The sequence below is a fragment of the Bradyrhizobium sp. JHI2711 genome, assembly GCF_056156565.1.
Window position 1 is genome coordinate 131,608 of record NZ_JBPZPT010000006.1, and the last position, 23,260, is coordinate 154,867.

The window sequence follows — 23,260 nt, forward strand, 5'->3', positions numbered from 1 at the left end:
AGGCGATCCGACCTCTCCGCGCAAGCGGGGAGAGGTGAAGTCAGCGCCATTCACCTCACAACAGGCGATGCAGTCGATCTGGTCGAAGAATGATTGGTGGGCGGGACTACGCCCGCTGCGGCATCTCCTCGGCCTCTTCCTTGGCGAGCAGCAGCAGCATCTCGATGCCCATTTCGCCTTCCTGCGGCGAGCGGATGAACTTGATCTCGTCGGCGCTCTGCCGCAGCGCGGCAATGATGGCGACGGCCTGATTGGCGGTGGCCGCCTCGGTCGCCAGAATGGCTTTCTGGTCCTTGGCCTGGAACCCGATCGTGTAGGACATTCACTTCCCTCCCCGAACTCAAGTGGAGAGATCGAATCAGAGTCGGAGGCAAAGCGGAAGCCTGTGCGACTACGGACCGGGATTACTTGGGGATTGCGGGCAAGCTTCACGCAAGCCCCGGCATGGCGCGCGCGTCCACGGCTGTCACAATATAGTCGCGCTGCGCATGAATCCCGGCCTCTTGGCCCCAGGCGCGGAACAGAGCGTCAGATAATCCCCTGCGCCTTCAGCTGCTCGATCTTGCCGGCATCATAGCCGAGCTTGCCGCCGAGCACCTCCTGGGTGTGCTCCCCGAGCAGCGGCGGGGCGCGGTAGTCCTTGATCGGCGTCTCCGACAAGGTGAGCGCGTTGCGGACCAGCGACAGATCGGGCTCGAAGGGATGGTTGACCTTCACGCGCATGCCGCGCGACTGGACGTGCGGGTCGGAGAACACCTGCTCGAAATTGTTGATCGGCCCTGAGGGCACCCCCGCCTCCTCCAGCTTCTCCAGCCAGTAGGCTACCTTTTGCTTCAGGAACAGGCCGGCGAAGATCGCCATGATCTCCTTGCCGTGCACGACGCGGTCGTTGTTCTTGACGAAGCGCGGATCGTTCGCGAGCTCGGGCTCGCCGAGCACGGCGCAGGTGCGCTGAAACTGGCCGTCATTGCCGACCACCAGCATCAGCTCGCCGTCGGCGCAGCGGAACACGCCGGCGGGCATGCCGCCATTGCCCCAGGTGCCGCGGCGCGGCGGCGTCTTGCCGTTGACAAGGTAAATTTGGAGCCAGTGCGACAGCGATGCGATCACGGTATCGAACAGGCAGACGTCGATGTGCTGTCCCTGCCCGCCATTGGCATCACGATGGTAGAGCGCCGAGAGAATGCCGATCGAGGCGTTCATGCCGGTCATGTAGTCGACGATCGAGGGGCCGACCTTCATCGGGCCCTCGCCGGGCTCGCCGTCGATATGGCCGGTGACGCTCATCAGGCCGCCCATCGCCTGCAGGATGGCGTCGTAGCCGGCGCGCGGCGCGTAAGGTCCGGTCTGGCCGAAGCCGGTCACCGAGCAATAGATGATGCGGGGATTGATCGCCTTGATGGTCTCGTAGTCGAGACCGTAGCGCTTGAGATCGCCGACCTTGTAGTTCTCCATGAAGACGTCGGCGTCCTTGGCGAGCTCGCGGACGATCGCCTGCCCTTCGGGCTTGGCGATGTTGACGGTGACCGACTTCTTGTTGCGGTTGGCACAGAGGTAGAACGAATTGTTGTTGTTGGCCTTGCCCTCCGGGTCGGCCAGGTAAGGCGGACCGAAAGCGCGCGCGTCGTCGCCGGTGCCCGGCCGCTCGATCTTGATCACCTCCGCGCCGAGGTCGCCCAGCATCTGGGCCGACAGCGGCCCGGCCAGCACGCGGGTGAGGTCAAGGATCTTGATGCCTGAGAGCGGCAGGGCCGACATGTCGATTTCCTCCGGGGAACTAACCTTGGCGCGGCGGCGGGATCGCGAGGCTGCGCTCCCTGCCGATACCACCATTTTCGCACGCTGAGCACTGCACTGGCGGCATACGGCTATCTCCTGCCGGGCCGGAGGTGATCGCCGTCCGCAAACTTTCCGCGCCGCGAATATTGCGTGATCGGCTCAGGTCACGACCGCCGGCTGTCGCGGCCGGCGGCGAGCGAGCAGAACGAGGATCAGCACCGTCGCGCAGGAGAACACCAGCGTGAGACCGAGCGCAGCACGGCTGCCGAACTCCGTCAGCAGGCCCGCGAGCAGCGGCGGTGAGATCGCGGAGGCGAGGTTGAGCGGCAGCGAGATCATCGACATCGCCTTGGCGAACTCGGCCTGGTCATAGAACACCAGCGGGATGGTCGCCCGCGCCACCGCCATTGCGCCGCTGCCGGCGCCATAGAGCAGGATGAAGACCGCGACCGCCCACGTGGCGCCCTCGCTCGACATCAGCAGCAGCATGGCGACCGGCAGTGCGCTGCCCGCGACGAGCCCGGTCGTGATGCCGTCCCATCGTCCGCCGCCGAGAAAATCCAGCCCGCGGGCGCTGACCTGGATCACGCCCAGCATCGAGCCGAATACCAACGCCTGAGCCGGCGCCAGCCCCTCCGCCCGCAACAGCTCGATCAGGATCGCACTGACGCCGAAATTGACGAAGGCGTTCAGCGTGATCGCGGCGACGACGAGGCCGAACGTGCTCCGTGCAATCGCCGGCGGCGGCGACCGCTTCGCCGGCGCGGTGCCCTCGTCCTGTGCGATCTTTCGGCGCGGCGCGCCGAACGCATAGAGCGGGAGGCTGACGAGGAGCATCATCGCGGCGTAGACCAGGCACGTCCCCCGCCAGCCGAGGTGACCGCTCAGGAACGAGGTCGTCGGCCAGAAGATGCTGCTGGACAGGCCCGTCACCAGCATCAGCGCGCCGATCGCGTTCTTGGCCTGCCGCCCCGCGATCTCGTTCAGCATGATATAGGCGCCGGTCGACAGCGTGGCGCTGCCGGCGATGCCGAGCACGATCCACGCGGCGAAATAGAGCATCGGCTCGCGCGCGAGCGACAGCAGCACGAAGCCTGGCGCCGTGACGATCGTGCCGACCATCATTACCGTCCGCGCGCCATGCCGCGCAAACGACTTGGCGAGCAACGGACCGCACAGCCCCATCGAGACGTAGAGAACGGACGTGCCGGCGAACACCGCCGGCAGGCTCATGCCGAGATCGACGGCGAGATCGCGCCCGACGATGGCGGGAAGCCCGATCGTGCCCCATCCGACCAGCTGCGTGGTGGCGAGCATCAGCAGGACCCCGATGAGCCTGCCGTCATATTTCAAGAACTGCATTCCAAACGTCGCCTGCCCGGCAGGCGCAGATTGCGCCTGTAGCACCTGTCTACTCGGAGAAACGGCGCACGGGAACGCCGGCCGCCGAATGGCAGGCGGCAGCCGGGAGCATGTGAGGACGAGGAAGTCGCCCTACCCTGCCATGGCGAGCAGCGATCGCGCCTCAGTCGCGGTCGCAACGCGCCGGCCGTGGCGCGCGACCGCCTCGCAGGCCAGGGTCACGAGCTCGGCGTTGCTGGCAGCGAGGCGCGTCTTGTCGATGCGGATATTGTCCTCGAGCCCGGTGCGGACCGCGTCCGCCCCTCGGGCGAGCGCCCACCCCATGACCTCGGCCTGATGGCGGCCGATTCCGGCTGCGGTCCAGGTTGCCTTCGGGATCAGCCGCCTGAGCTCGCCCAGGAGAATGTCGAGCACATGCTCGTCCGCCGGCATCGCGTTCTTGACGCCCATGACGAACTGCACGTGCGGACGCGCGTCGATGAGGCCCGCATCGATCAGGCGGCGGGCGCCATGCAGATGCGACAGATCGAAGATCTCGATTTCCGGCCGGATGCCGTTCGTCTTCATGCTAGTGGCGAGCGTCTCGACCAGCGCGGCGCTGTTCTCGTAGACGATGGTCGGAAAGTTCACCGATCCCGTGGAGAGCGAGGCCATGTCGGGCTTGAGGTAGAGCGCCGATCCGCGCGCCGAGGGATCGCGGCCACGCCCGCCGGTCGAGAACTGGACGATCATATCAGGACAATGCTTTTTGATCCCCTCCTGCACCTGGGCAAAACGCTCCGGATCGGAGGACGGCGTCTCGTCGTCGTTGCGGACGTGGATATGCGCAAGCGTGGCGCCCGCCTCGAAGGCCTGGTGCGTCGATTCGATCTGCTCCGAGGGCAGGATAGGCACCGCCGGATTGTCCTTCTTGCGCGGAACGGAGCCGGTGATGGCGACGGCAATGACAGCGGGGTTCATCCAGCGACCTCATGATCTTCGCGCTCGCGCGCATAACGTTCGGCCAGTCTTGCTACAAGTGAAACCCTGTCGCCGCAACATTCGTCGATCGCAGCGACAGGGCCTTTTCGTCCGAATCAGGTCGGAAGTGCGGTCGCCCGGCCTGCTGTAGCCGTGCGGCTGGCGGCGGCGCGCGCGATGACCTCGAGGCGACTACCTCGATGAGGCGACTACCTCGATTCAAAGGCCGCTACGGAAATGACGGAGGAGTGCCGCCCGCCGCGGGCGATTGATCGTCTGGTCGGTTGGCCGCAGCGGAGCCCCCTCACGCGGTGTGGCCGGGATCCACGTGCTTCGGCGTCTTCTTCTCGCGCTGCGGCGTCATCTTGGCCGGATCGGGCGCGCCCGGCACGCCGCGCGGGCCGAGCTGGTCGCGCTGGATGTCGTCCTCGGAGCGGGATGGCTCGACGCCGTTGGGCTCACGGGGCTCGGTCATCGCGTCTTCCTTCTCAAGCGTTGTCCCGGACGCCGAGCGCGTTGCCTCCCGCCTCGCGGCCGGGCACGCTGACCTGAACTTCATGTCCCTCACGCAGCGCGAGGGATGCGGCGGCGACTGCGGACTCGAACGCGGCTTCCTTGGTGGCGTAGGTGTTCTTGACGTCGCCGTCGTGCAGCACGCCCCATTCGTCCCGCACCGGCACGATGGCATATTGCGCAAGGCCCATTGTCCAAACTCCTGGCTCTAGATTTCAGAAAAAAGGTCTGCACGACAACGCGCCTGCGCGCTTAACGTTGCGTCAGCTGCGGATGGGTCGCGCTCACTCGCCAGACCGTGTTGCCGCTGTCGTCCGCAACCAGAAGCGCGCCGGTCTTGTCGATGGCAACACCAACGGGGCGGCCGCGCGCCTTATTGTCGCTGTTAAGGAACCCGGTGACGACGTCCTGCGGCGGGCCGCTCGGCTTGCCGTCCGTGAACGGCACGAACACGACCTTGTAGCCGCTCAGCACCTGCCTGTTCCAACTGCCGTGCTCGCCAACGAAGGCGCCGCCGCGATAGGCGGCCGGCAGGCTGGTGCCGGTGTTGAAGGCGAGCCCGAGCGGGGCGACATGCGAGTTCAGCGCGTAGTCAGGCACGATCGCCCTGGCGACGAGATCCGGCCGCTCCGGCTTGACGCGGGGATCGACGTGCTGGCCGAAATAGCTGTAGGGCCAGCCGTAGAAGCCGCCGTCCTTCACCGAGGTCATGTAATCGGGCACGAGATCGGGACCGAGCTCGTCGCGCTCGTTGACCACCGCCCAGAGTGCACCGGTCTGCGGCTCGAAGCTGAGGCCGTTGGGATTGCGCAGGCCGCTTGCGAACACGCGCCAGCGGCCGCTGGCGCGATCGACCTCGAGGATGGCGGCGCGATTGTGCTCGGCCTCCATGCCCCTCTCGGCGGCGTTGCTGTTGGAGCCGACGCCGGCGTAGAGCTTCGAGCCGTCGGGGCTGGCGACCAGGCTCTTGGTCCAGTGATGGTTGATCGGACCGCCCGGCAGCGGCGCCAGCACCGTGCCCGGCGCGGTGATCTTCGTGTCCCCTTCGGTGTAGGGATATCTGACGATGGCGTCGGTGTTGGCGACATAGAGATAGTTGCCGACCAGCGCGACGCCGAACGGCGAGTTGAGATGGTCGAGGAAGATGCTTTGCGTCTCCGGCACGCCATCCCCGTTGCTGTCGCGCAGCAGCGTGATGCGGTTGCTCGCGCCGCTGTCGCCGCCGGAGGTCGCCCAGGACTGGATGACGCCCATCACGAGTTCCTTGGGCCGCTTGATCGGAGCGCCTTTCGGCGCCTTGGATTCCACCACCAGCACGTCGCCATTGGGGAGAACGTAGAGCGAGCGCGGGTGCTGCAGGCCGGTGGCGAAGGCCTTGGCCTGCAGGCCCTGCGCGACCGTCGGCGTCTCGTCCTTCTTCCAGCCGACGATGCGGGCAATGTGGACCGGCGGCAGCAGATATTGCTGGATTTCGGGAAGTGCCGGATTGGCGCCGACCTGCGCGTTGGGATCGCCGCTGCCGTCATTGCAGCCGGCCAGCCCCAGCAGCGACGCGCACAACAGCGCGCGGATCATCGCAGATATCATCGTGCAACTCCCACGCCGTGGCGATAGACAAGAGCCCAGCCGAGCCACCCCGTGATCGGCAGGATCAGCACTGTGAGAGCGGACAAGGCGAGCCCGCTCGGCCACACCGAAGTCCAGCCATCGCGCATGTGGATCATCAGATTGACCATCGAAAGGATCAGCACCACGACATTGCCGATCAGATGCGGCCAGGCCGGCGCCTGCGCCCGCACCAGCCGATTGCCGAGGAAGTCGATCAGGCCCACGATCGCCGCCAGCACGCCGAAGACGATTCCGGCGAGCAGCAGCCAGGCCGAAAAATTCGCCCACATGATCTCGGCACTGGCGACATAGGCGATGTCGGTCAGCAGCGCCCCGACGAAACACGTGATCGGGATCGGCACCAGCATCGGATGAATCGGATGACCCGCGATCTGCGCGGTGGAACGCACGCGCACGTCGTCTTGCACGGTTGGCCTCGTGACTTTCACCCTTGCCCCCACGGCGAACTCCTGCTCATGACGAAGGTTCCTCCGCGTGCTGCATCGCGCCTGGAGCGAGGCTGCACCGCGCAAGGGGAACTGAATGGGACATCCGGAAGTCTTGACTGGATCAGCCTTTCGGAGACCGCAGCGTGGATCAGTCTGGCGACGGCGCCTCATTCAACCCAGCATCCAAGCTCGACGGCGTGTCGCGGCGCCAGACCAGGCAGATCGAATCCCAGAGCAGGCCAAGCGCCGCGCTGATCCATGAGACGATCCGCGCCGAAGGCGAGCAGGAGCTGGAGCGGCGATGGTGGGCCATCGTGCTGTCCGGTTTTGCTGCCGGCCTTTCGATAAGCCTGTCGCTAATCGTTCAGGGCGAGTTGCATGCGCTGATCTCGGATGAGGCGACCCGCCGCCTGGTTGCTCCGCTCGGCTACACTGTCGGCTTCCTGGTCGTCGTGCTGGGACGACAACAGCTCTTTACCGAGAACACGCTGACACCGATCCTGCCGCTGTTGCACAACAGGGATCTCGGCACCTTGGCAAGCGTGCTCAAGCTCTGGATCCTGGTTCTCGCCTCGAATATCGCAGGGACCTGGGCGGCCGCCTCCGTGCTCGCTCGCACCAGCATCTTCGAACCTCGCATCGTGGACGCCTTCATCGATCTCAGCCGGCCGACGATCGAGGGGACGTTCTCGAGCACCTTCGTCAGGGCCATCTTCGCCGGCTGGCTGATCGCCTCGATGGCCTGGCTTCTTCCGGCTGCCAAAGGCTCGCGCGCACACATCATCGTAGTGATGACCTATGTGGTCGCACTCGGCCAGTTCTTGCACATCGTCGCGGGTTCGATCGAGTGCGCCTTTCTGGTGCAGAGCGGCCTGGCCTCGTTCAGCCAATATGCCTCCGACTTCTTCATACCCACGCTACTCGGCAATATTATCGGCGGAACGACCCTGGTTGCGCTGCTGAACTACGGACAGGTCGCCGCCGAAATCGATAACCACAGGGGATAGAGCCTGCACGAAGCGGCTGCTTTGGACAGGAACGATAGCGCAGAGCTGGGTTTGCCCTAGCAATCAACGCGGTCAAGCAGGATCATTCATGAGCATCGAGAGCAAGAGCCCATTCGACAGGAACCGGCCGAAGGATCACGCGACATCATTGATCGCGAACTTCAGCGCGGCGACGAGGCCGACAAGAACAAGGTCGGTCATCTCCCCGGCGTGAAGGTCAGCGGACAGCCTCAAGGCGGCGCGCTCGATCGCGCACGGAAGGAACGCGAGCGACGGGACGAGGAATAGCTGATCGGCCGTCAAGCCACGGGCGGCTATCTAGGAAATGCCCTGCTGGGATATCGCGTCCAACAGGTTCTGGAGCGGGTGAAGGGAATCGAACCCTCGTATTCAGCTTGGAAGGCTGCTGCTCTACCATTGAGCTACACCCGCGTTACGGGCTCCCTAACACGGCCGGGCTGCGGTCTCAACTGCCCAGGAGGTCGCTTTCCGGCGTCTTCGGCGGCCTTGCGAACCACCCGGGTTCCTGCGGACCCGCCGCCCCTTAACAGCGGCGGGATCGCCGCGTATATTGAAGACTTCCGAAACCAACGAAAGGAGGTGATCCAGTGTCTTATCTCAAGCGCTGTCACCTCGCTGGGATCGCCCGCTAAGCTTCGAGTAGGGCTTGGCATCGGGGCGCTCTCAGCCCTGGACCAGCGAGCAAGAAATCGGGCGCGACGGGGCTTCCCCGCCGCGCCTTTTTCGTCTGTCGCCGCGGCTCAGGCGGGCGGCTCGCCGGCAAGCACCTCGCGAATCTTCTGCGACAGCTCCGCCTTGCGGTATGGCTTGAACAGCAGCGCCACGCCGGGATCGAGATGTCCGTCGTGGACGATGGTGTTGTCGGTATAGCCGGAGGTGTAGAGCACCCTCACGCCCGGCCGGCGGAGCCTGACGGCTTCGGCCAATTCATGCCCGTTCATGCCGCCGGGCATGATGATGTCCGTGAACAGCAGATCGAATCGGGCACCTTGGTCGACCAGCGTCAGCGCGGACGCGCCGTCGCTCGCAGCGAGCGTGCGGTAGCCGAGGCCGCCGAGTTGCGCGATGACATAGCCCTGGACCAGCGGATCGTCCTCCACCACGAGTATCGTCTCCCGCCCGCGCGCCGTGGCGGGCGCTTGAACCGGCGCCGTCCTGGCCACCGCCTCGCCCTTTGCCCGCGGCAGGAACAGCCGCATCACGGTGCCGCGCCCCTCCTCGCTTTCGATCGCAACAGTGCCGCCGCTCTGGCGGGCAAAGCCGTAGACCATGCTCAGCCCCAGACCGGTGCCGCGGCCGACCCCCTTGGTGGTGAAGAACGGCTCGAAAACACGCTCGCGGATATCGGCCGGAATGCCGTGACCGGTGTCGCCGACTGCAACCATCACGAAGGCGCCGCGCACGCCCTCGCCAGCGGTCCCCGTGCCGTCGAGCTCGCGGTTCGCGGTTTCGAGGGTGAGCTTGCCGCCGCCCGGCATCGCGTCGCGCGCATTGACGGCGAGGTTGACGATCGCGGAGGACAGCTGCGACGGATCCACCATCGCGGACCAGGCCTCGTCGGCGAGCCGCGTCTCGATCTCGATTTGCTCGCCGAGCATCGGCCTCAGCAGCTTCGCGGTCTCGACCACGAGCGCGTTGACGTCGATCTCGCGCGGCTCCAGCGGCTGGCGGCGCGCGAAGGTCAGGAGTTGCGAGGTGATCTCCGCTCCGCGCGCGGCCGCATCATCGATCAATTGCGCGATCGCGGCCAGCTCGGGCTTGTCCGCAAGCCCCTCCTGGATGATCTCGATCGTGCCGGTGATGACCGTGAGCACGTTGTTGAAATCGTGCGCCACGCCGCCGGTGAGCTGGCCGATCGCGTCCATCTTCTGGGACTGACGCAGCCGCTCCTCGATCTCGTGCTGCGCGGTGAGGTCGGTCGCGGAGCCGCGGTAGCCGAGGAAGCGTCCATCGTCGTCGAAAACCGGCTTGCCGTTGACGCTGAAATGATGCATCCGCCCGCGCGTGTCGCGTCCGCGATACTCGAATTTGCGGAACGGCTCGTGACGGTCCAGCGTCGCCAGATGCGCGCGCCATTTCTCGGCCTCGGTATCCCGATCGAGCGCAGTATCGATGCGACGCGTGCCGATCCGCACTTTGGGATCCATTCCGAAGGCAATCACCCGGTCAGAGAGATAGGTGAAGCAGTGGTCCGGCCCGGTTTCCCAGAACCAGTCGGACGCGGTTTCGGCATAGTCGCGGAAACGCTCTTCGCTCGCCCGCGCCTCCGCTTCGGCGCGCCGGCGGATGGTCAAATCGCGCTCGAGATTGGCATTGGCCTCGCGCAGCTCGCCATAGGCCTGCTGGAGGTTCGCGCACATCGCGTTGAAAGCCTCGATCACCTTGTCCAGCTCGTCGGCATCGGAGGGCGGCCGGCGCTCCAGGCGTAACGGCGGTGGGGGCCGGGTCAGGCTGTATTTGCTGACGTACTCGGCGATGGCCGCAAGCGTCTCGATGTCGGTCAGACCAGGCTTCGCCGCCGTCGGCGCGATGGCGTGGCTGCGCTTGGCGTCCTCGTCAGCTGCGTTGGCCATGCACCATGTTCCCGAAATGGCGGCTCGCTGCTGCGGTCGAGCGGTTGCAGTCTCGAGCAATCCATGGGCTGAGACGCGCCCGTCTCGTCACCCGATGCAAGCGACGTCCCGTCGGCCCGCGAGCTCGAAGTCGGCAAGTCACGTCTTCCGCCCCCGCAGCGGCACTGCTGGGCAAATTATCACTGCTCGTGCTAAAATGTCATCGGTGAAAGTCCGGTATGGCTCGCGGGACGAGCGCGCAATGATCGTTGCGACCGGGTGTGCAGGCGCCAACTTTGGCGGCTAGCCGTCGCCTGCCTGTCGCTGCTCGCCACTGACCCTGCGTTGGCGCAGGACACGATCCGGCTGGCGCGCATCGCCTGCAACCACTACCTGCATGAACGTCATCGCGATCTGGTGCCTGAGGTCGACAAGGTCATCGCCCAGATGCAGGCGAGCGGCGAGCTGGCCTCGCTGCGCGAGGCGCTGGTCAAGCAGGTCTTGAGCGGGCAATGACGAATGCGGCGTCAGCCGGCGCGAAGCCGCTCGCGCAGCGCGACGGCGGCGATCAGCATGCCGACGCACCAGGCCACGACCGCGCGGTGCGGTTCCTCGCCGAGCAGCACCGTGACCAGAGCATGATCCGGAAAAGTGTGTAGCGGTTTTCCGAAAAGATCATGCTCAAACATAACCTCTCGTCAGAAGGCACGGGACGATGGCCTTGGAGGTCCGGCTCATCAGCGCGAGCAGGAACGGCATCGCCGCGATCGATATCTGCAGGACGTCCATTTCGAACGCCGGCCTCGCCGCAAGGCTTCAGAACCCGAAGAAGTTGAACGCGCGCCGCAGTTTGCCGCGCCGGCTCTCGACGATCCGCTCACCGCCGTTCTCGGCCGAGCTGCCGTAATAGCGGTGATGGCCGGCCTGGTCGTGCAGATCGGCCGGCTCCGACTGCCCTGCCCGCCGCGCGTCGCAGATGATCTTGATGGTATGACCCGACATTGCCGCCTCCAGCAAAGAACTTGTTGTTTATGGTCCATCAGTCGCGATCAGTTCCGGCGGCGTTCACATCGGCGAGGACGCAATCGGGTTTCAGGACGGTTTCGCCGCTTGCGGGCCACGCAATATTTTGCTTCGGAAGTGTCGGCACGGGCCGCCGTGCCACGTCCTCAGGACTTGCGCAGAAACAAAAGCAGAAAAGAACGAGGTGACGATGCTGTACGCCATCCTGGCCTATCACGTGGAAGACGAGGTCCTGTCCTGGACACCGGAGCAGGATGCCGCGGTCGTCGCCAAGGTCATCGAGGTTCAGGCGCCGCTGCGGGCCAGCGGGCAGTTTGGTCCGGCGGCCCGGCTGGATGAGACCCGCAAGGCCCGGACCTTGCGGGGTCCCGGCGCGGGAATGGTGCTGGACGGGCCGTTTGCCGAGACCAAGGAGCAGCTTCTCGGCTTCCACTTGATGCAATGCGCCACCGAGGAGGAGGCGATCGAAGCGGCGCGGAAGCTGCGCGCGGTCAATCCGACGGCGGTGTACGAGATCCGCCCGGTCAAGCTTTACGTGCCGGCCGATGGGTTCGGCGCGACATAGAAGCGCTGGATCAGGAGGCCGCCAAAGGCAAAACACCAGATGTAGGGCGCGATATGCGGCGCAAACGCCGCAACGATGGTGCCCGGGATGAACACGGCGACCGGAAACAGCGAAGCCATGATCTCGCGGCCCCAGCCGCGCAGGATGGTCCACCACAGCAAGGCATTGAGGCCGCCGATCGTGGTCAGGTGCAGGCCGTAGAGCACTGCCACCGCGCTGCTCATGGCGTAGTTGGTGTAGAGCCCGTTGGTGACCGGCAGCAGCACGATCGAGAGCAGGAAGAAAAGGTTGAGGACCACCATGCCGCGGCTGCCGACGGGCTGACGTGCCAGCCGGCGGTGATGGCTGATCCAGAACACCCCGGCGATGATGAAGCTGAGCGCGAAGCCGGCAAGCTTGCCGGAATACACCCGGGCGAGATCGTTCCAGCCGGGCGCGCCACTGAACACTGCCGCCTTCGGCAGATCGTAAGCCAGCAGCGTCATGGCGACGCCGAAAATGGTGTTGCTGAGCGATTCCAGCCGCCGCATCTCGAATTGTTCGGGCTTGAGCTCGGTCATCTCGCCATGGGGGTGCTGGAACCAAAGGGTCATCTTCCCCTAAATCCTAATTCCAGTTCCGTCCAGCCGCATTGCGATTCGCGCCGGGATCGCCGAGTCTCATCCTTTCACCGGGGCGATTCGTGGCGACATATCTGGACACGCTCAATGCGGAGCAGCGCCGCGCCGTCGAGCATGGCGTGGCCGAAGGGGCCATCGTGGGCGGTCCCCTGCTCGTCATCGCCGGTGCCGGCTCCGGCAAGACCAACACGCTCGCCCACCGCGTCGCGCATCTGATCGTCGCAGGCGCCGATCCCCGCCGCATCCTGCTGATGACGTTCTCCCGACGCGCGGCGGCGGAGATGGCCGGAAGGGTCGAGCGCATCGCGCGCAAGGTGCTCGGCGAGAACAACGCCGCAATCATGCGCGATGCGCTGACCTGGGCCGGCACCTTCCACGGCATCGGCGCGCGGCTCCTGCGCGAATATGCCGAGCGGATCGGCGTCGATCCCGCCTTCACCATCCATGACCGCGAGGATTCTGCCGACCTGATGAACCTGGTCCGGCACGAGCGCGGCCTGTCGAAGACCGAGAGCCGCTTTCCGGCCAAGGGCACCTGCCTGTCGATCTATTCCCGCTGCGTCAATGCCGAGATGGAGATCGAGAAGGTGCTCGCCCAGCATTTTCCCTGGTGTGCGGGCTGGGCCGCCGAGCTGAAGGGTCTGTTCGCCGCCTATGTCGAGGCCAAGCAGGCCCAGCACGTGCTCGATTACGACGATCTGCTGCTGTATTGGTCGCAGATGATGGGCGATGCGCTGATCGCTCAGGAGATCGGCGGCCGCTTCGACCACGTGCTGGTCGACGAATATCAGGACACCAACCGTCTGCAATCCTCGATCCTCTTGGCGCTCAAGCCCGACGGCCGCGGCCTCACCGTGGTCGGCGACGACGCGCAGTCGATCTATTCGTTTCGCGCCGCCACCGTGCGCAACATCCTGGACTTTCCGCAGAGCTTCTCGCCGCGCGCGGAGATGATCACGCTCGACCGCAATTACCGCTCGACGCAGGCGGTGCTGTCGGCGGCGAACGGCGTGATCGGCCTCGCCCGCGAGCGCTTCACCAAGAACCTCTGGACCGACCGCACCTCAGGTCAGAAGCCGCAGCTCGTCACCGTGCACGACGAGGCCGACCAGGCGCGCTACATCGTCGAGGCGGTGCTGGCGAACCGCGAGCAAGGCGCGCTGCTCAAGCATCAGGCGGTGCTGTTCCGCACCTCCTCGCATTCGGGTCCGCTGGAGATCGAGCTGACCCGCCGCAACATCCCCTTCGTCAAGTTCGGCGGCCTGAAATTCCTGGATGCCGCGCATGTCAAGGACGTGCTGGCCGTGTTGCGCTTCGCCGAGAATCCGCGCGACCGCGTCGCCGGCTTTCGCATCCTGCACCTGCTGCCGGGTATCGGGCCTGCGACCGCACAGCGCGTGCTGGACCAGATGGCGGAGAGCACCGACCCGCTTGCCGCGCTCGGCCGGCTGCCGGGGCCGGCGCGCACCGGCGAGGACTGGACCTGTTTCGTCCGCACGGTCGAAAACTTGCGCTATTCGGAATGGCCCGTCGATCTCGAACGGGTGCGGCTCTGGTACGAGCCGCATCTCGACCGCATGCACGAGGATGCCGAGACGCGCCGCGCCGATCTGATGCAACTCGAGCAGATCGCGAGCGGCTATGCCTCTCGCGAGAAATTCCTGACCGAGCTCACGCTCGATCCGCCGGATGCGACCAGCGACAAATCAGGGCCACCCCTGCGCGACGAGGACTACCTGATCCTCTCCACCATCCACTCCGCCAAGGGCCAGGAGTGGAAATCGGTGTTCGTGCTCAACGTCGTCGACGGCTGCATGCCGTCCGATCTCGGCGCCGGCACCAGCGCCGAGCTCGAGGAGGAGCGCCGCCTGCTCTATGTCGCGATGACGCGCGCCAAGGACGATCTGCATCTCGTCGTGCCGCAGCGCTTCTTCGTCCACGGCCAAGCCGCCAGAGGCGACCGCCACGTGTACGCCTCGCGCACCCGCTTCATCCCGGAGCAATTGGTCTACCTGTTCGATCGCACCGCCTGGCCGAAGGCCGCAAGCGGTGCCGCGCGCACCGCGGCGCAGGGGCCGAAGATCGACATCGGGGCGCGGATGCGGGGGATGTGGCGGTAGACACAAGAGGCTAGTGTCGAGACCTGTCAGGATAACTGGAACAACAGAGGTCCGACATGAAAGCCGTTGTCGTCGAGCAATACGCCCCCATCGATCAGATCGAGCTGAAGGACGTACCGCCTCCGTCCATGGAGGCGGGACAGCTGCGCATCCGGGTGGAAGCGACCGGGATTGGCTTCGTCGACGGCCTGAAGATCGAGGGACGCTACCAGACCAAGGACCCCCTCCCCTTCATTCCCGGCACGGAATTCGCGGGTGTGGTGACGGACGCGCCCCGTGCACCGGGCGGCTACCAGCCCGGCATGCGCGTGATGGGGATGACGCGCTCGGGCGCGCTTGCCGAGGAGATCGTCGTTAGGCCTGAAGCGGTCCATCCCCTGCCGGACGGCGTCGCAGCCGAGGTCGCCGCCTCGTTTCGCGCCAATTACTTGACGGCCCTTTATGCGCTGGGCGCGCGCGCTTCGCTGGCCGCAGGCGAGCAGCTTCTCGTGCTGGGTGCCGCCGGCGGCACTGGGATTGCGGCCGTCCAGATCGGAAAGCTGCTCGACGCTCGCGTCATCGCGGCTGCATCAACACCGGAGAAGCGCGAGTTTGCGCAGGCGCATGGCGCCGATGCGGTGATCGACTATACGCAGGCCGGCTGGCGCGACACGCTCAAGGAGTTGACGGCAGGACATGGCGCGGACGTGATCTTCGATCCCGTTGGCGGCGAAATCTCGGTGCAGGCATTTCGATCCATCGCCTGGCGCGGGCGCCATCTCGTGGTCGGCTTTGCCGCCGGCGCCATTCCCGCGCTGCCGTTCAATCTGCCGCTTCTGAAAGGCGGCGCCTTGCTCGGTGTCGATCTCGCGCAGATTCCCGTGCGCGAGCCCGATCTGCAGAAGCGCCTGATGTCGGAGCTGACGGGCTGGCTCACCGACGGCAAGCTGAAGCCGGTGGTCGGCCACGTCTTCGCGCTGGCGGATTTTCGCGAGGCGTTCAAGACGATGCAGGCGCGCGCTGCGCTCGGCAAGATGGTGGTGCGCATCTCGGGATAGCACGCACAAACGGAAACCGAGCATTTCCGAAAGCCACCTTGTGAGCCGGCTGTCGTCCATTAAGTCTCATCGTTCCTCCCACAGAGACTTGATCGATGACCGCACCGCTCGAATTCGGACTGGATACCTTTGGCGACGTCACAAGAGATGCGTCCGGCGACATGATTCCGCATGCGCAGGTGATCCGCAACGTGGTCGACGAAGCGGTGCTGGCGGACGAGCTCGGTCTCGATTTCATCGGTCTCGGCGAGCATCACCGCGCCGATTTCGCGATCTCCTCGCCGGAGACCGTGCTCGCGGCGATCGCATCGCGCACCAGGCGCATCCATCTCGGCTCGGCCGTGACGGTGCTGTCTTCGGACGATCCCATCCGCGTGTTCCAGCGCTTTGCCACGCTGGATGCGGTCTCGAACGGACGCGCCGAGGTGATCCTCGGCCGCGGCTCGTTCACCGAATCCTTCCCGCTGTTCGGCTTCGACCTGCGCAAATATGAGGAGCTGTTCGAGGAGAAGCTCGATCTGTTCGCCGCGCTCTTGTCGCAGCAGCCGGTCACCTGGCAAGGCAAGCTGCGCCCGCCGCTGAAAGATCAACTGGTCTATCCGCCGGTCGAGAACGGCAAGCTGAAAACCTGGATCGGCGTCGGCGGCAGTCCGCAATCGGTGGTGCGCGCCGCGCATTACGATCTGCCCTTGATGCTGGCGATCATCGGCGGCGATCCCGCGCGCTTTGCGCCCTATGTCGAGCTCTATCATCGGGCCTTCAGGGAGTTCGGTCGCCCGGCCCAGCCGATCGGCGTGCATTCGCCGGGCTACGTCGCCGAGACCGACGCGCAGGCGCGCGAGGAGCTCTGGCCCGACTACAAGGCGATGCGCGACCGCATCGGCAAGGAGCGCGGCTGGCCGCCGATGGGCCGCGAGGAGTTTGTCAGCGAGGCCGAGCACGGGTCGCTCTATGTCGGCTCGCCGGAAACGGTGGCGCGCAAGATCGCGAAGACCGCAAAGGCGCTCGGCATTTCGCGGTTTCAGTTGAAGTATTCGGCGGGGCCCTTGCCGCACGAGAAGCTGATGCGGAGCATCGAGCTCTACGGGCGGAAGGTGGTGCCGATGGTGCGGGAGATGATGGGGTAGCGGGCTTGAGAACAGTCCCAGTCCGCCTACGCCCTGCGGGCTACGGCGCGACAGCCTTCGCTCACTTCGCGCCACGAGCACTTATGCTGGCTTGCCTAGCCGTAGCTCGCGAAGCGAGCGAAGGCTGGTGGGGGAGGCAGGACTCGAACCTGCGAAGCCATGAGGCGGCTGATTTACAGTCAGCTCCCTTTGCCACTCGGGACACTCCCCCGCTCGACGGCAGCACAATCGGGCCGGACCTTGCCGGCGGACCGAAGACGGCCATGGAACGTGAAGGCCGCGGCAACCCGTATCGGGGCGCGACCGGGCGCGTTTATGGGCGAAGCGGTGGGGCAAAGTCAACCGAGGCAAGCAGCTAAAATCGCCCTCGAAGCCACTCAAATTGCCATATTGGGGTCCCCGTGACACAAGCGAGCCCATGAAGGACAAAAAATTCGCCCCGAGGGGCCCCCGCAGGGGGGCTAAGCCCTTCAACAAACCAGGGAAATCGACCGGCCGGCCGGCTTGGCGCGAACGCGATTCGCACCCCGACGGGCCCGTCATTCTCTATGGCTGGCACACCGTCACCATGGCCCTCGCCAACCCGCAGCGGCGGATCCGCAAGCTGACGCTAACCGAGAACGCCGCGCGGCGGCTGGCGGACGAAAACATCGCGACCCGCATCGCGCCCGAGATCGTCCGTCCCGAGGAGATCGACCGCCTGCTCTCGCCCGACGCCGTGCATCAGGGCCTGCTCGCCGAGGCCGATCCCCTGCCCTCGCCGGACATCGAGACGCTCAAGCAGGAAGGCATGGTGCTGGTGCTCGACCAGATCACCGATCCGCACAATGTCGGCGCCATTCTGCGCTCTGCAGCGGCCTTCGCGGTGAAGGCGATCGTGACCACCGCGCGTCACAGCCCCGAGGCGACGGGCGTGCTCGCCAAGGCCGCCTCCGGCGCGCTGGAGCTTGTGCCTGTCGTCACGGTGCAAAATCTCGCCCGCGCCTTAACGGCGTTGAACGAGCGCGGCTTCCAGACCGTCGGTCTCGACAGCGAAGGTACCGAGGACCTCTCGAACGTCACACTGCGCGAGCCGCTCGCGCTGGTGCTCGGCGCCGAAGGCAAAGGCTTGCGGCAATTGACGCGCGAGACCTGCAGCGTCGTGGCGCGGCTCGACATGCCCGGCGAGATCAAGAGCCTCAACGTCTCGAATGCGGCCGTACTCTCGCTCTATGTCGGCGCGAGCCGGCTGGGGCTGATGAAGCGCTAGCGCTTTAGGCGCCGCGCATATCCGGACGATGCTAGACTACGCCTGTTTTGCCCGACGGATCAATCGAAGTCTCTGTTTTTCCGAAATTTTGGGTTCGAACAATGAGCTAATGAGCGATGCTCGCTCATCTCGGGCACATTGCGCTTCAAGTCCTTGATTTCACTGTTCCCGGCTACTGTGCATGGGGTTGTTTTGAAGAGAAAGCAAAACGCCCGTCCGCATCACGCGAACGGGCGCTTCGCAAATCTCAACCGATCAGAGATCAGTAATAGCGGCGCAGCACGCGGTGACCGCCATAATAATGCGGCGCGTGGCGGTGGGCGTGGCCGTGGCGGTGAGCATGGCCGTACTGCACGCGCGGCAGATAGCCGTAGCGCGGGCCGTAGCCGTAGCGATAGGGACGGAAGTACGGGCGGCGATAGGGATAAGCGGCCGGCGGCGCGACCGCAGCGGCACGATAGCCATAGCCATAGCCGTAATTGGCGGGCGCGACGACCGCGTCCTCGCGATAGGTCGGGTACGGCGCGAAGGCGCCCGGACCGGTATAGGTCGGACCCTGGTTGACGTAATAATACTGCGTGGTCGGCTCGGCGAGACGCTCATAGGCGCCGTAGCCGTAGCCATAACCATATCCGCCGCATCCGGTGTTGCAGCCGGCATAGACCGGCGCAACGGGCGCGCATGTGCTGAAGCCGCAGGCCGCGGCCGGCACGGTGGCGGCGAACATCACGGCAGTTGCCGCGACCAGTCCCGAAATCATTTGACGCATTACTCTCTCCTGTTGATTTCCGTTTTTGGTTTTCACGTTTCTCAACCCGGCGGCCTGCCGGGTATCTCTGTGCGCGGCCGCGGCCGCGGGGGCCGAGGACGGTCGTTGATCTCGGGCGCGTAGATCACCGGCGGCGGATCGACGGGCGGATCCATCTGCGCCGGCAGCGGCGCGGACGAGGCACCCCAGCTCTGGTGGTAGCTCTCGGCGGGCTTGGGCAATTTGCGGTTCGCCGGCGGCTCGACCTCGAGCCGGCCGTAGCCCGGCCGCAGGCCCAGCGTCGGATAATAATGGCCGACGTCGTCGGGCTGCCGCTCGGCGATATAGCGTCCGCCATAGATCGTGGGCTGCACCTGCTGGCCCTTGCCGAGACCCCAGGTGCCCTCGACGACGGCATAGGACGCATCGATGTTGTTGATAATGATCGGCACGCCGGGACGGCCGGGAACGACGATCTCGAAGCCGGCTGCAAACGCGGTTGCAGGCAGTCCGATCAGAAAGGCGGCGAGCGCCACGGCACGCATGAGGAGACCCCGGTTATCCGGGCGCAACCTAACCGATCGCGACGCAGAGAGAGTTAAGGCCTGCTCACCAAATTCCGGTAAGCCTAACGTGCAAGGATTGCGCGCCGCTCAAATGTTGCACGGCGAGCTAGTGAAGCGTTAACGGCGCGGAACCGCGCGGCTGGAACAGCGTACTGCTCACATCGGTTTGACGGCTCGCATCCGAAAAATCCCAAGGTTGCATCGGAACGTCCCGCGCCGTCGGCGTTTAGCTCCTGTCAACAAAATGGGAGCGAACAACCATGACCATCAAGCTTCTCGGGGCCACGGCGATCGCAGCGACCATGCTGGCAGGCTCTGCCATGGCGCAGACCGTCGTCACCAATCAGGGCCGCTGCTCGGCGCAATTCCCGAACGCCAATTGCCAGACCTTCGGACCGGGACAGGCCACCACCGAGAGCGGCTACCGCCACCGCCGCGCGGCCTATCGCCAGACCAACCGCGACTGGAATAACGACTGGAACAGAAGCCCCACTGGCTTCTGGCCGACCGACGTTGCGGCGGGCGCTGTCGGGACGGCGGCCGGCGTCGCGGGTGCCGCGATCGGCACCGCCGGCGCGATTGCCACCGCCCCATTCCGAGGTTGGGACAATTCCTACGCCTATGACAATTCGTGGGACCGCGGCTGGGACAATCGTAGCTGGGACAGGCGCACCTATGCCCAGCGCAACGGCTTCGTCTGTACGCCCGGCACGTACTTCAAGGGCGCAGACGGCCGCCGGCAGCTCTGCCAGTAAGCCGGCTTGAGCCGAACGCGACACATCGGGCGGCCCGCGCGGCCGCCCGATTCACGTCCTGCGACGACGACCTCCCGGTTCTGGCACTTTCCGATCAAGTCTGGTATTGCGGCGCGCACGGGTAGACGGGGCCCGGCGCGAGCCGAGCTCTGCCCTGCCTCTTGAGGCATCGCCGGCTTAGCTCAGCGGTAGAGCAGCGGTTTTGTAAACCGAAGGTCGGGGGTTCAATCCCCTCAGCCGGCACCAAAAGTCCGGCCATTTCAGTCAGTTATAAAGCGGTAAGATCGAGCCGCTACGGCGCGCGGCCCAGGGGTAAACACACGGGTAAACCGAACAGCTAAAGCCCCGCCACCGCGCGGCAACGCCGGGGCTCGCGCTGCTTACCCCCCAAAGGCAGCCCTACAGGCGTCCGTACAGGAGCTAATGGCTGCGGCCGGGCACCCCCGCCGCCCCCGGGGACCCCCCCAGCAGGTGGGGTCTGCAAGGCCGCCTGCTTCGGGTACTACCAAAATAGCGCCAAGCCCTACCGCCGGGCCGCTAGCCCGCGCCCCGCTTCATGAGATCGCTCTTTCGTTTTATCCGAACAAAGGCTAGACGCGAAAGTAGCTGGCCAAGCTACTTTGGCGTGCGACTCGAACGAGAGAGCGAGAAAACTATGTCCAAGCCTTCCAAAGCGGCTGAGCCGCAACCCAAGAACGAACTCCCCAAGTCTGAACAGGAAAAGCGGATCGAAGCCTTGATTGCTATCGCAGACGTCGTGCTTGCATATCAGGATAATGCGAAGCCTACGCTGGGCGAACTGGCCCGGATCACCAACCGGGCGAGCGGATTACTCCGCATCAAAGGCGACGAGCGGATGGCCATCGAGAACGCGGCCACTCTGGAAATTGCTCGGGCGCGTTCACTACTCCTAAGCTGATTGCTTCTTTCGCAACTCTGGGCCACGGCTTTTAAGCCGTGGCCCAAGCCATTCTGCTGCAGACAGGACCACCGCCCCTTTAGTCAATCGCGCACCCTTTGTTTCGTTTAGCGGAGGGCTACATCTTTTAAGACTTTAGTCTCGCGGCCACAGCCCAACCCTGCTGGCGCGGAAAACCGCGGATCGTTAAGATCGACACACCTAAAAAGCTTGTTCAAAACGGCGCAATCTCTATGGTTGTAGATGATTTCGGAGCCATTCAAGGGTATCATTAATCCGAAAAGTTTCGCGGAACATTACAATGCTGAAGCGGTGGTCGATTGAGAATTTCAAGTCTTTCGCAGGGCGGACAGACATCACGCTTGCACCTATAACTATTTTCGCCGGCGCGAACAGCAGCGGCAAAAGCACGATCATCCAAAGCATTCTACTTCTGAAGCAGACGGTCCAGTACGCTCCCCCAAATCGGCCAATGGCCCTCAACGGCCCACTGGTGAAGTTGGGCACGTTCAACGATATCAAAAATCACAAGTCTGACGAACCGTACATTGGTATTGCGTGGGAGATGGACGTCGAAGAGAATTTCCAGCGATTTCGTGGGACAGGCGACCTCTTCTCGGAGCACTTCTACTTTAGCCGCTCGCACATCCGATCGATAACTGGTTCCTTCAAGTGGGATGCAACGGTGGTCAACCAAGTCGGTCCACCGCTGAACTTGACAAATGCCGAGTTCCTTCAGCTCAATCCTAGGATCGTCTCAGCAGGACTGCTGGCCCAGGCTCGAGAGAAGGACGACAATCACTTTCGGCTGTCGATTAACCGGGCCGAAAACAAGCTCGACGTTTCAGATATTGATGAAGCCTCAAAGAAAGAAATCTTCGGCACAAAGCCAGAATGCTCCATAATCGGCGCCACTTTGCGCCATTTTCTTCCAGCCGCCGTCGCTGTTTCCTACAACGCAACACTCAATCGGGCTCGACTGATCGCCCAAATAGTTATCGGAGACGATAACTATTATCCCTGGCAAGCACGTGATCTCTCTAAAGCCGAGATCCAGGCGGATCGTGCGCGCGAGATTCTGACTGTCTTAACAGGCGATCAGTCGGCGCCCAATCTTAGTCTCTTTCCAGAAGCGGAGGTGGCAATCACGGCCGACGAGCTTGCTGCTCGTTTCCGTCGCTATCGCGCCCACCAAAGAACGCAAAGAACAGAGGTTAAGCAAACCCGCACGATGAGTGAACTAAGAGCGGAAATCGAAGAGATAATAGCTCGCGATCAAATGCCCCTCTTTGAAACCGAGCCGACATTTCCCAGTGCTATAAATGAGGGCGTTCAATATGCCTCCTCATATTTTGCTTCCTCTGTGCGCTACCTAGGCCCACTGAGAGATGAACCAAAGCCAATCTATCCGCTGGAAGCGTTGTCGAACACGACTGAAGTTGGTTTTAAGGGTGAACATACGGCGGCAGTCTTGGACTTGCATCGCGAGAAGCAAGTCCGCTATCTGCCAAGCTCATTCATTCAGCCAGATGGCTTCAATCTAAAGTCCAAATACGCAACGTTGCACGATGCCGTGGTCGACTGGCTAGCTTACGTTGGAGTTGCCAGCGAAGTCTCCACAGCCGACCAGGGCAAAATGGGACACCAACTACAAGTCAAAACCGCGGGCCTAGACAGATATCACGATCTTACGAATGTCGGCGTCGGAGTAAGTCAAGTCCTTCCGATCATCGTCATGGCACTACTGGCCGACTCGCCTTCATTGCTGATTTTTGAGCAGCCCGAACTGCACCTTCATCCCAAAGTTCAGGCGCGATTAGCGGACTTTTTCTTGTCTGTTTCGCTCATCGGTAAGCAATGCCTTCTTGAGACTCACAGCGAGTATCTGATCGATCGCTTCCGGCACCGAGTCGCGAGCGCTTCAGGAGATTCTCTGGTCCAGACTCTTAGAATTTATTTTACGGAGCGTGATGGCGGCACGACAAAGTGTCGGGAAGTCCCAGTCTCTCGCTATGGCGCCATCTCCGATTGGCCGAAAGATTTCTTTGAACAGTCTCAGATCGAGTCGGAATCGATTCTCCGAGCCGCGGCAGCGAAGCGGCAATCAGAAAAGAATAGCCGTAAGTAGATCGAATGCTCCTACATTTTGATCCCGCGCTGCTCGCGATACCTAACCATGCCTCGACACAAGACGAGGCAGAGCTGATCGTGCATCGCATACGTTATTGGGCGCGGTCTTGCTTTTTCTCGACGCTGTTTCAGGGTGTGATCTTAGGAGAC

Annotated in this window: 23 protein-coding genes, 3 tRNA genes and 2 pseudogenes; 11 read left to right on the forward strand and 17 right to left on the reverse strand. The window is 64.1% G+C overall.

Features of this window, described 5'->3' with window-relative positions; genetic code table 11:
* Positions 1 to 106: 106 nt before the first annotated feature.
* From ACTEK7_RS33505 to ACTEK7_RS33540, 8 genes are all read right to left on the reverse strand, one after another.
* Positions 107 to 322: a hypothetical protein gene (locus tag ACTEK7_RS33505; protein WP_036010888.1), complete on the reverse strand. Its 216-nt coding sequence runs from the start codon at positions 320 to 322 to the stop codon at positions 107 to 109.
* Between the two features lie 206 nt (positions 323 to 528).
* Positions 529 to 1,758, reverse strand: a complete 1,230-nt coding sequence (locus ACTEK7_RS33510; RefSeq protein ID WP_036027673.1) for a CaiB/BaiF CoA transferase family protein — start codon at positions 1,756 to 1,758, stop codon at positions 529 to 531.
* Positions 1,759 to 1,938: 180 nt separating this feature from the next.
* Entirely contained in the window at positions 1,939 to 3,141 is a 1,203-nt protein-coding gene (locus tag ACTEK7_RS33515) for an MFS transporter (RefSeq protein ID WP_225147697.1), read from the reverse strand.
* Between the two features lie 132 nt (positions 3,142 to 3,273).
* On the reverse strand, positions 3,274 to 4,101 hold the full coding sequence (locus ACTEK7_RS33520) for a 3-oxoadipate:acetyl-CoA acetyltransferase (RefSeq protein ID WP_036027676.1): 828 nt from the start codon (positions 4,099 to 4,101) through the stop codon (positions 3,274 to 3,276).
* A 304-nt stretch (positions 4,102 to 4,405) separates the two neighbouring features.
* A complete protein-coding gene (locus ACTEK7_RS33525; RefSeq protein ID WP_225147698.1) occupies positions 4,406 to 4,576 on the reverse strand; it encodes a hypothetical protein in 171 nt (56 codons plus the stop codon).
* 13 nt (positions 4,577 to 4,589) lie between these two features.
* Positions 4,590 to 4,805, reverse strand: coding sequence for a hypothetical protein (locus tag ACTEK7_RS33530; protein WP_036010879.1), 216 nt, complete (start codon positions 4,803 to 4,805; stop codon positions 4,590 to 4,592).
* Positions 4,806 to 4,866: 61 nt separating this feature from the next.
* Positions 4,867 to 6,201: a PQQ-dependent sugar dehydrogenase gene (locus ACTEK7_RS33535; protein WP_225147699.1), complete on the reverse strand. Its 1,335-nt coding sequence runs from the start codon at positions 6,199 to 6,201 to the stop codon at positions 4,867 to 4,869.
* Positions 6,198 to 6,650 carry a DUF2231 domain-containing protein gene (locus ACTEK7_RS33540; protein ID WP_225132621.1) on the reverse strand — a complete coding sequence of 151 codons (453 nt, stop codon included), beginning with the start codon at positions 6,648 to 6,650 and terminating at the stop codon, positions 6,198 to 6,200. Before ACTEK7_RS33540 ends, ACTEK7_RS33535 begins: the two co-directional genes overlap by 4 nt.
* Positions 6,651 to 6,814: 164 nt before the next feature.
* Here ACTEK7_RS33540 and ACTEK7_RS33545 point away from each other — a divergent pair, with 164 nt between their 5' ends.
* Positions 6,815 to 7,678: a formate/nitrite transporter family protein gene (locus ACTEK7_RS33545; RefSeq protein WP_036010870.1), complete on the forward strand. Its 864-nt coding sequence runs from the start codon at positions 6,815 to 6,817 to the stop codon at positions 7,676 to 7,678.
* 135 nt (positions 7,679 to 7,813) lie between these two features.
* On the opposite strand, the gene ACTEK7_RS33550 is transcribed toward ACTEK7_RS33545, so the two are convergent.
* From ACTEK7_RS33550 to ACTEK7_RS33560, 3 genes and pseudogenes are all read right to left on the reverse strand, one after another.
* The gene (locus ACTEK7_RS33550; protein ID WP_225147700.1) at positions 7,814 to 7,981 is read right to left on the reverse strand and encodes a hypothetical protein; all 168 of its coding nucleotides are present in this window, start codon (positions 7,979 to 7,981) and stop codon (positions 7,814 to 7,816) included.
* Between the two features lie 55 nt (positions 7,982 to 8,036).
* Positions 8,037 to 8,110, reverse strand: a tRNA-Gly gene (locus ACTEK7_RS33555).
* A 329-nt stretch (positions 8,111 to 8,439) separates the two neighbouring features.
* Positions 8,440 to 10,185 (reverse strand): annotated as a pseudogene (locus ACTEK7_RS33560) (ATP-binding protein); the annotation flags it as partial.
* A gap of 411 nt (positions 10,186 to 10,596) precedes the next feature.
* Between ACTEK7_RS33560 and ACTEK7_RS33565 the strand changes: the two are divergent.
* Positions 10,597 to 10,767, forward strand: coding sequence for a hypothetical protein (locus tag ACTEK7_RS33565; protein ID WP_463671665.1), 171 nt, complete (start codon positions 10,597 to 10,599; stop codon positions 10,765 to 10,767).
* Positions 10,768 to 10,778: 11 nt separating this feature from the next.
* On the opposite strand, the pseudogene ACTEK7_RS33570 reads toward ACTEK7_RS33565, so the two are convergent.
* Positions 10,779 to 11,040: pseudogene (locus tag ACTEK7_RS33570) on the reverse strand (hypothetical protein).
* Between the two features lie 27 nt (positions 11,041 to 11,067).
* Positions 11,068 to 11,253, reverse strand: coding sequence for a hypothetical protein (locus tag ACTEK7_RS33575; protein WP_036010865.1), 186 nt, complete (start codon positions 11,251 to 11,253; stop codon positions 11,068 to 11,070).
* Positions 11,254 to 11,464: 211 nt separating this feature from the next.
* Between ACTEK7_RS33575 and ACTEK7_RS33580 the strand changes: the two genes are divergently transcribed.
* Positions 11,465 to 11,839: a YciI family protein gene (locus tag ACTEK7_RS33580; RefSeq protein ID WP_036027698.1), complete on the forward strand. Its 375-nt coding sequence runs from the start codon at positions 11,465 to 11,467 to the stop codon at positions 11,837 to 11,839.
* On the opposite strand, the gene ACTEK7_RS33585 is transcribed toward ACTEK7_RS33580, so the two are convergent.
* On the reverse strand, positions 11,806 to 12,399 hold the full coding sequence (locus ACTEK7_RS33585; RefSeq protein WP_225147712.1) for a TMEM175 family protein: 594 nt from the start codon (positions 12,397 to 12,399) through the stop codon (positions 11,806 to 11,808). The two genes, ACTEK7_RS33580 and ACTEK7_RS33585, sit on opposite strands and share 34 nt — an antisense overlap.
* A 122-nt stretch (positions 12,400 to 12,521) precedes the next feature.
* Here ACTEK7_RS33585 and ACTEK7_RS33590 point away from each other — a divergent pair, with 122 nt between their 5' ends.
* The 3 genes from ACTEK7_RS33590 to ACTEK7_RS33600 all read left to right on the forward strand — a co-directional run bounded on the left by ACTEK7_RS33590 (position 12,522) and on the right by ACTEK7_RS33600 (position 16,743).
* Positions 12,522 to 14,579: an ATP-dependent helicase gene (locus tag ACTEK7_RS33590; RefSeq protein WP_225147701.1), complete on the forward strand. Its 2,058-nt coding sequence runs from the start codon at positions 12,522 to 12,524 to the stop codon at positions 14,577 to 14,579.
* 56 nt (positions 14,580 to 14,635) lie between these two features.
* The gene (locus ACTEK7_RS33595; RefSeq protein WP_225147702.1) at positions 14,636 to 15,616 is read left to right on the forward strand and encodes an NADPH:quinone oxidoreductase family protein; all 981 of its coding nucleotides are present in this window, start codon (positions 14,636 to 14,638) and stop codon (positions 15,614 to 15,616) included.
* Positions 15,617 to 15,711: 95 nt separating this feature from the next.
* Positions 15,712 to 16,743 (forward strand): LLM class flavin-dependent oxidoreductase, encoded by a 1,032-nt coding sequence (locus tag ACTEK7_RS33600; RefSeq protein WP_225147703.1) that lies wholly within the window; start codon positions 15,712 to 15,714, stop codon positions 16,741 to 16,743.
* Between the two features lie 125 nt (positions 16,744 to 16,868).
* Here ACTEK7_RS33600 and ACTEK7_RS33605 read toward each other — a convergent pair.
* A tRNA-Tyr gene (locus ACTEK7_RS33605) sits at positions 16,869 to 16,954 on the reverse strand.
* Between the two features lie 207 nt (positions 16,955 to 17,161).
* Between ACTEK7_RS33605 and rlmB the strand changes: the two genes are divergently transcribed.
* On the forward strand, positions 17,162 to 17,992 hold the full coding sequence (gene rlmB / locus ACTEK7_RS33610; RefSeq protein ID WP_225147704.1) for a 23S rRNA (guanosine(2251)-2'-O)-methyltransferase RlmB: 831 nt from the start codon (positions 17,162 to 17,164) through the stop codon (positions 17,990 to 17,992).
* 262 nt (positions 17,993 to 18,254) lie between these two features.
* Here the strand turns inward: rlmB and ACTEK7_RS33615 are convergent, their stop codons facing one another.
* Both ACTEK7_RS33615 and ACTEK7_RS33620 read right to left on the reverse strand, forming a co-directional pair.
* Positions 18,255 to 18,761 (reverse strand): hypothetical protein, encoded by a 507-nt coding sequence (locus ACTEK7_RS33615; RefSeq protein WP_225147705.1) that lies wholly within the window; start codon positions 18,759 to 18,761, stop codon positions 18,255 to 18,257.
* Positions 18,762 to 18,802: 41 nt separating this feature from the next.
* On the reverse strand, positions 18,803 to 19,285 hold the full coding sequence (locus tag ACTEK7_RS33620) for a hypothetical protein (RefSeq protein ID WP_036010846.1): 483 nt from the start codon (positions 19,283 to 19,285) through the stop codon (positions 18,803 to 18,805).
* Between the two features lie 281 nt (positions 19,286 to 19,566).
* Here ACTEK7_RS33620 and ACTEK7_RS33625 point away from each other — a divergent pair, with 281 nt between their 5' ends.
* The 4 genes from ACTEK7_RS33625 to ACTEK7_RS33640 all read left to right on the forward strand — a co-directional run bounded on the left by ACTEK7_RS33625 (position 19,567) and on the right by ACTEK7_RS33640 (position 23,108).
* Positions 19,567 to 20,061, forward strand: coding sequence for a hypothetical protein (locus ACTEK7_RS33625; protein WP_057029593.1), 495 nt, complete (start codon positions 19,567 to 19,569; stop codon positions 20,059 to 20,061).
* Positions 20,062 to 20,232: 171 nt separating this feature from the next.
* Positions 20,233 to 20,307, forward strand: a tRNA-Thr gene (locus ACTEK7_RS33630).
* A gap of 409 nt (positions 20,308 to 20,716) precedes the next feature.
* Complete coding sequence (locus tag ACTEK7_RS33635) at positions 20,717 to 20,980, forward strand: hypothetical protein (protein ID WP_225148780.1); 264 nt, start codon at positions 20,717 to 20,719, stop codon at positions 20,978 to 20,980.
* A gap of 301 nt (positions 20,981 to 21,281) precedes the next feature.
* Complete coding sequence (locus tag ACTEK7_RS33640) at positions 21,282 to 23,108, forward strand: DUF3696 domain-containing protein (RefSeq protein ID WP_225148781.1); 1,827 nt, start codon at positions 21,282 to 21,284, stop codon at positions 23,106 to 23,108.
* The last annotated feature ends 152 nt before the right edge of the window (positions 23,109 to 23,260 follow it).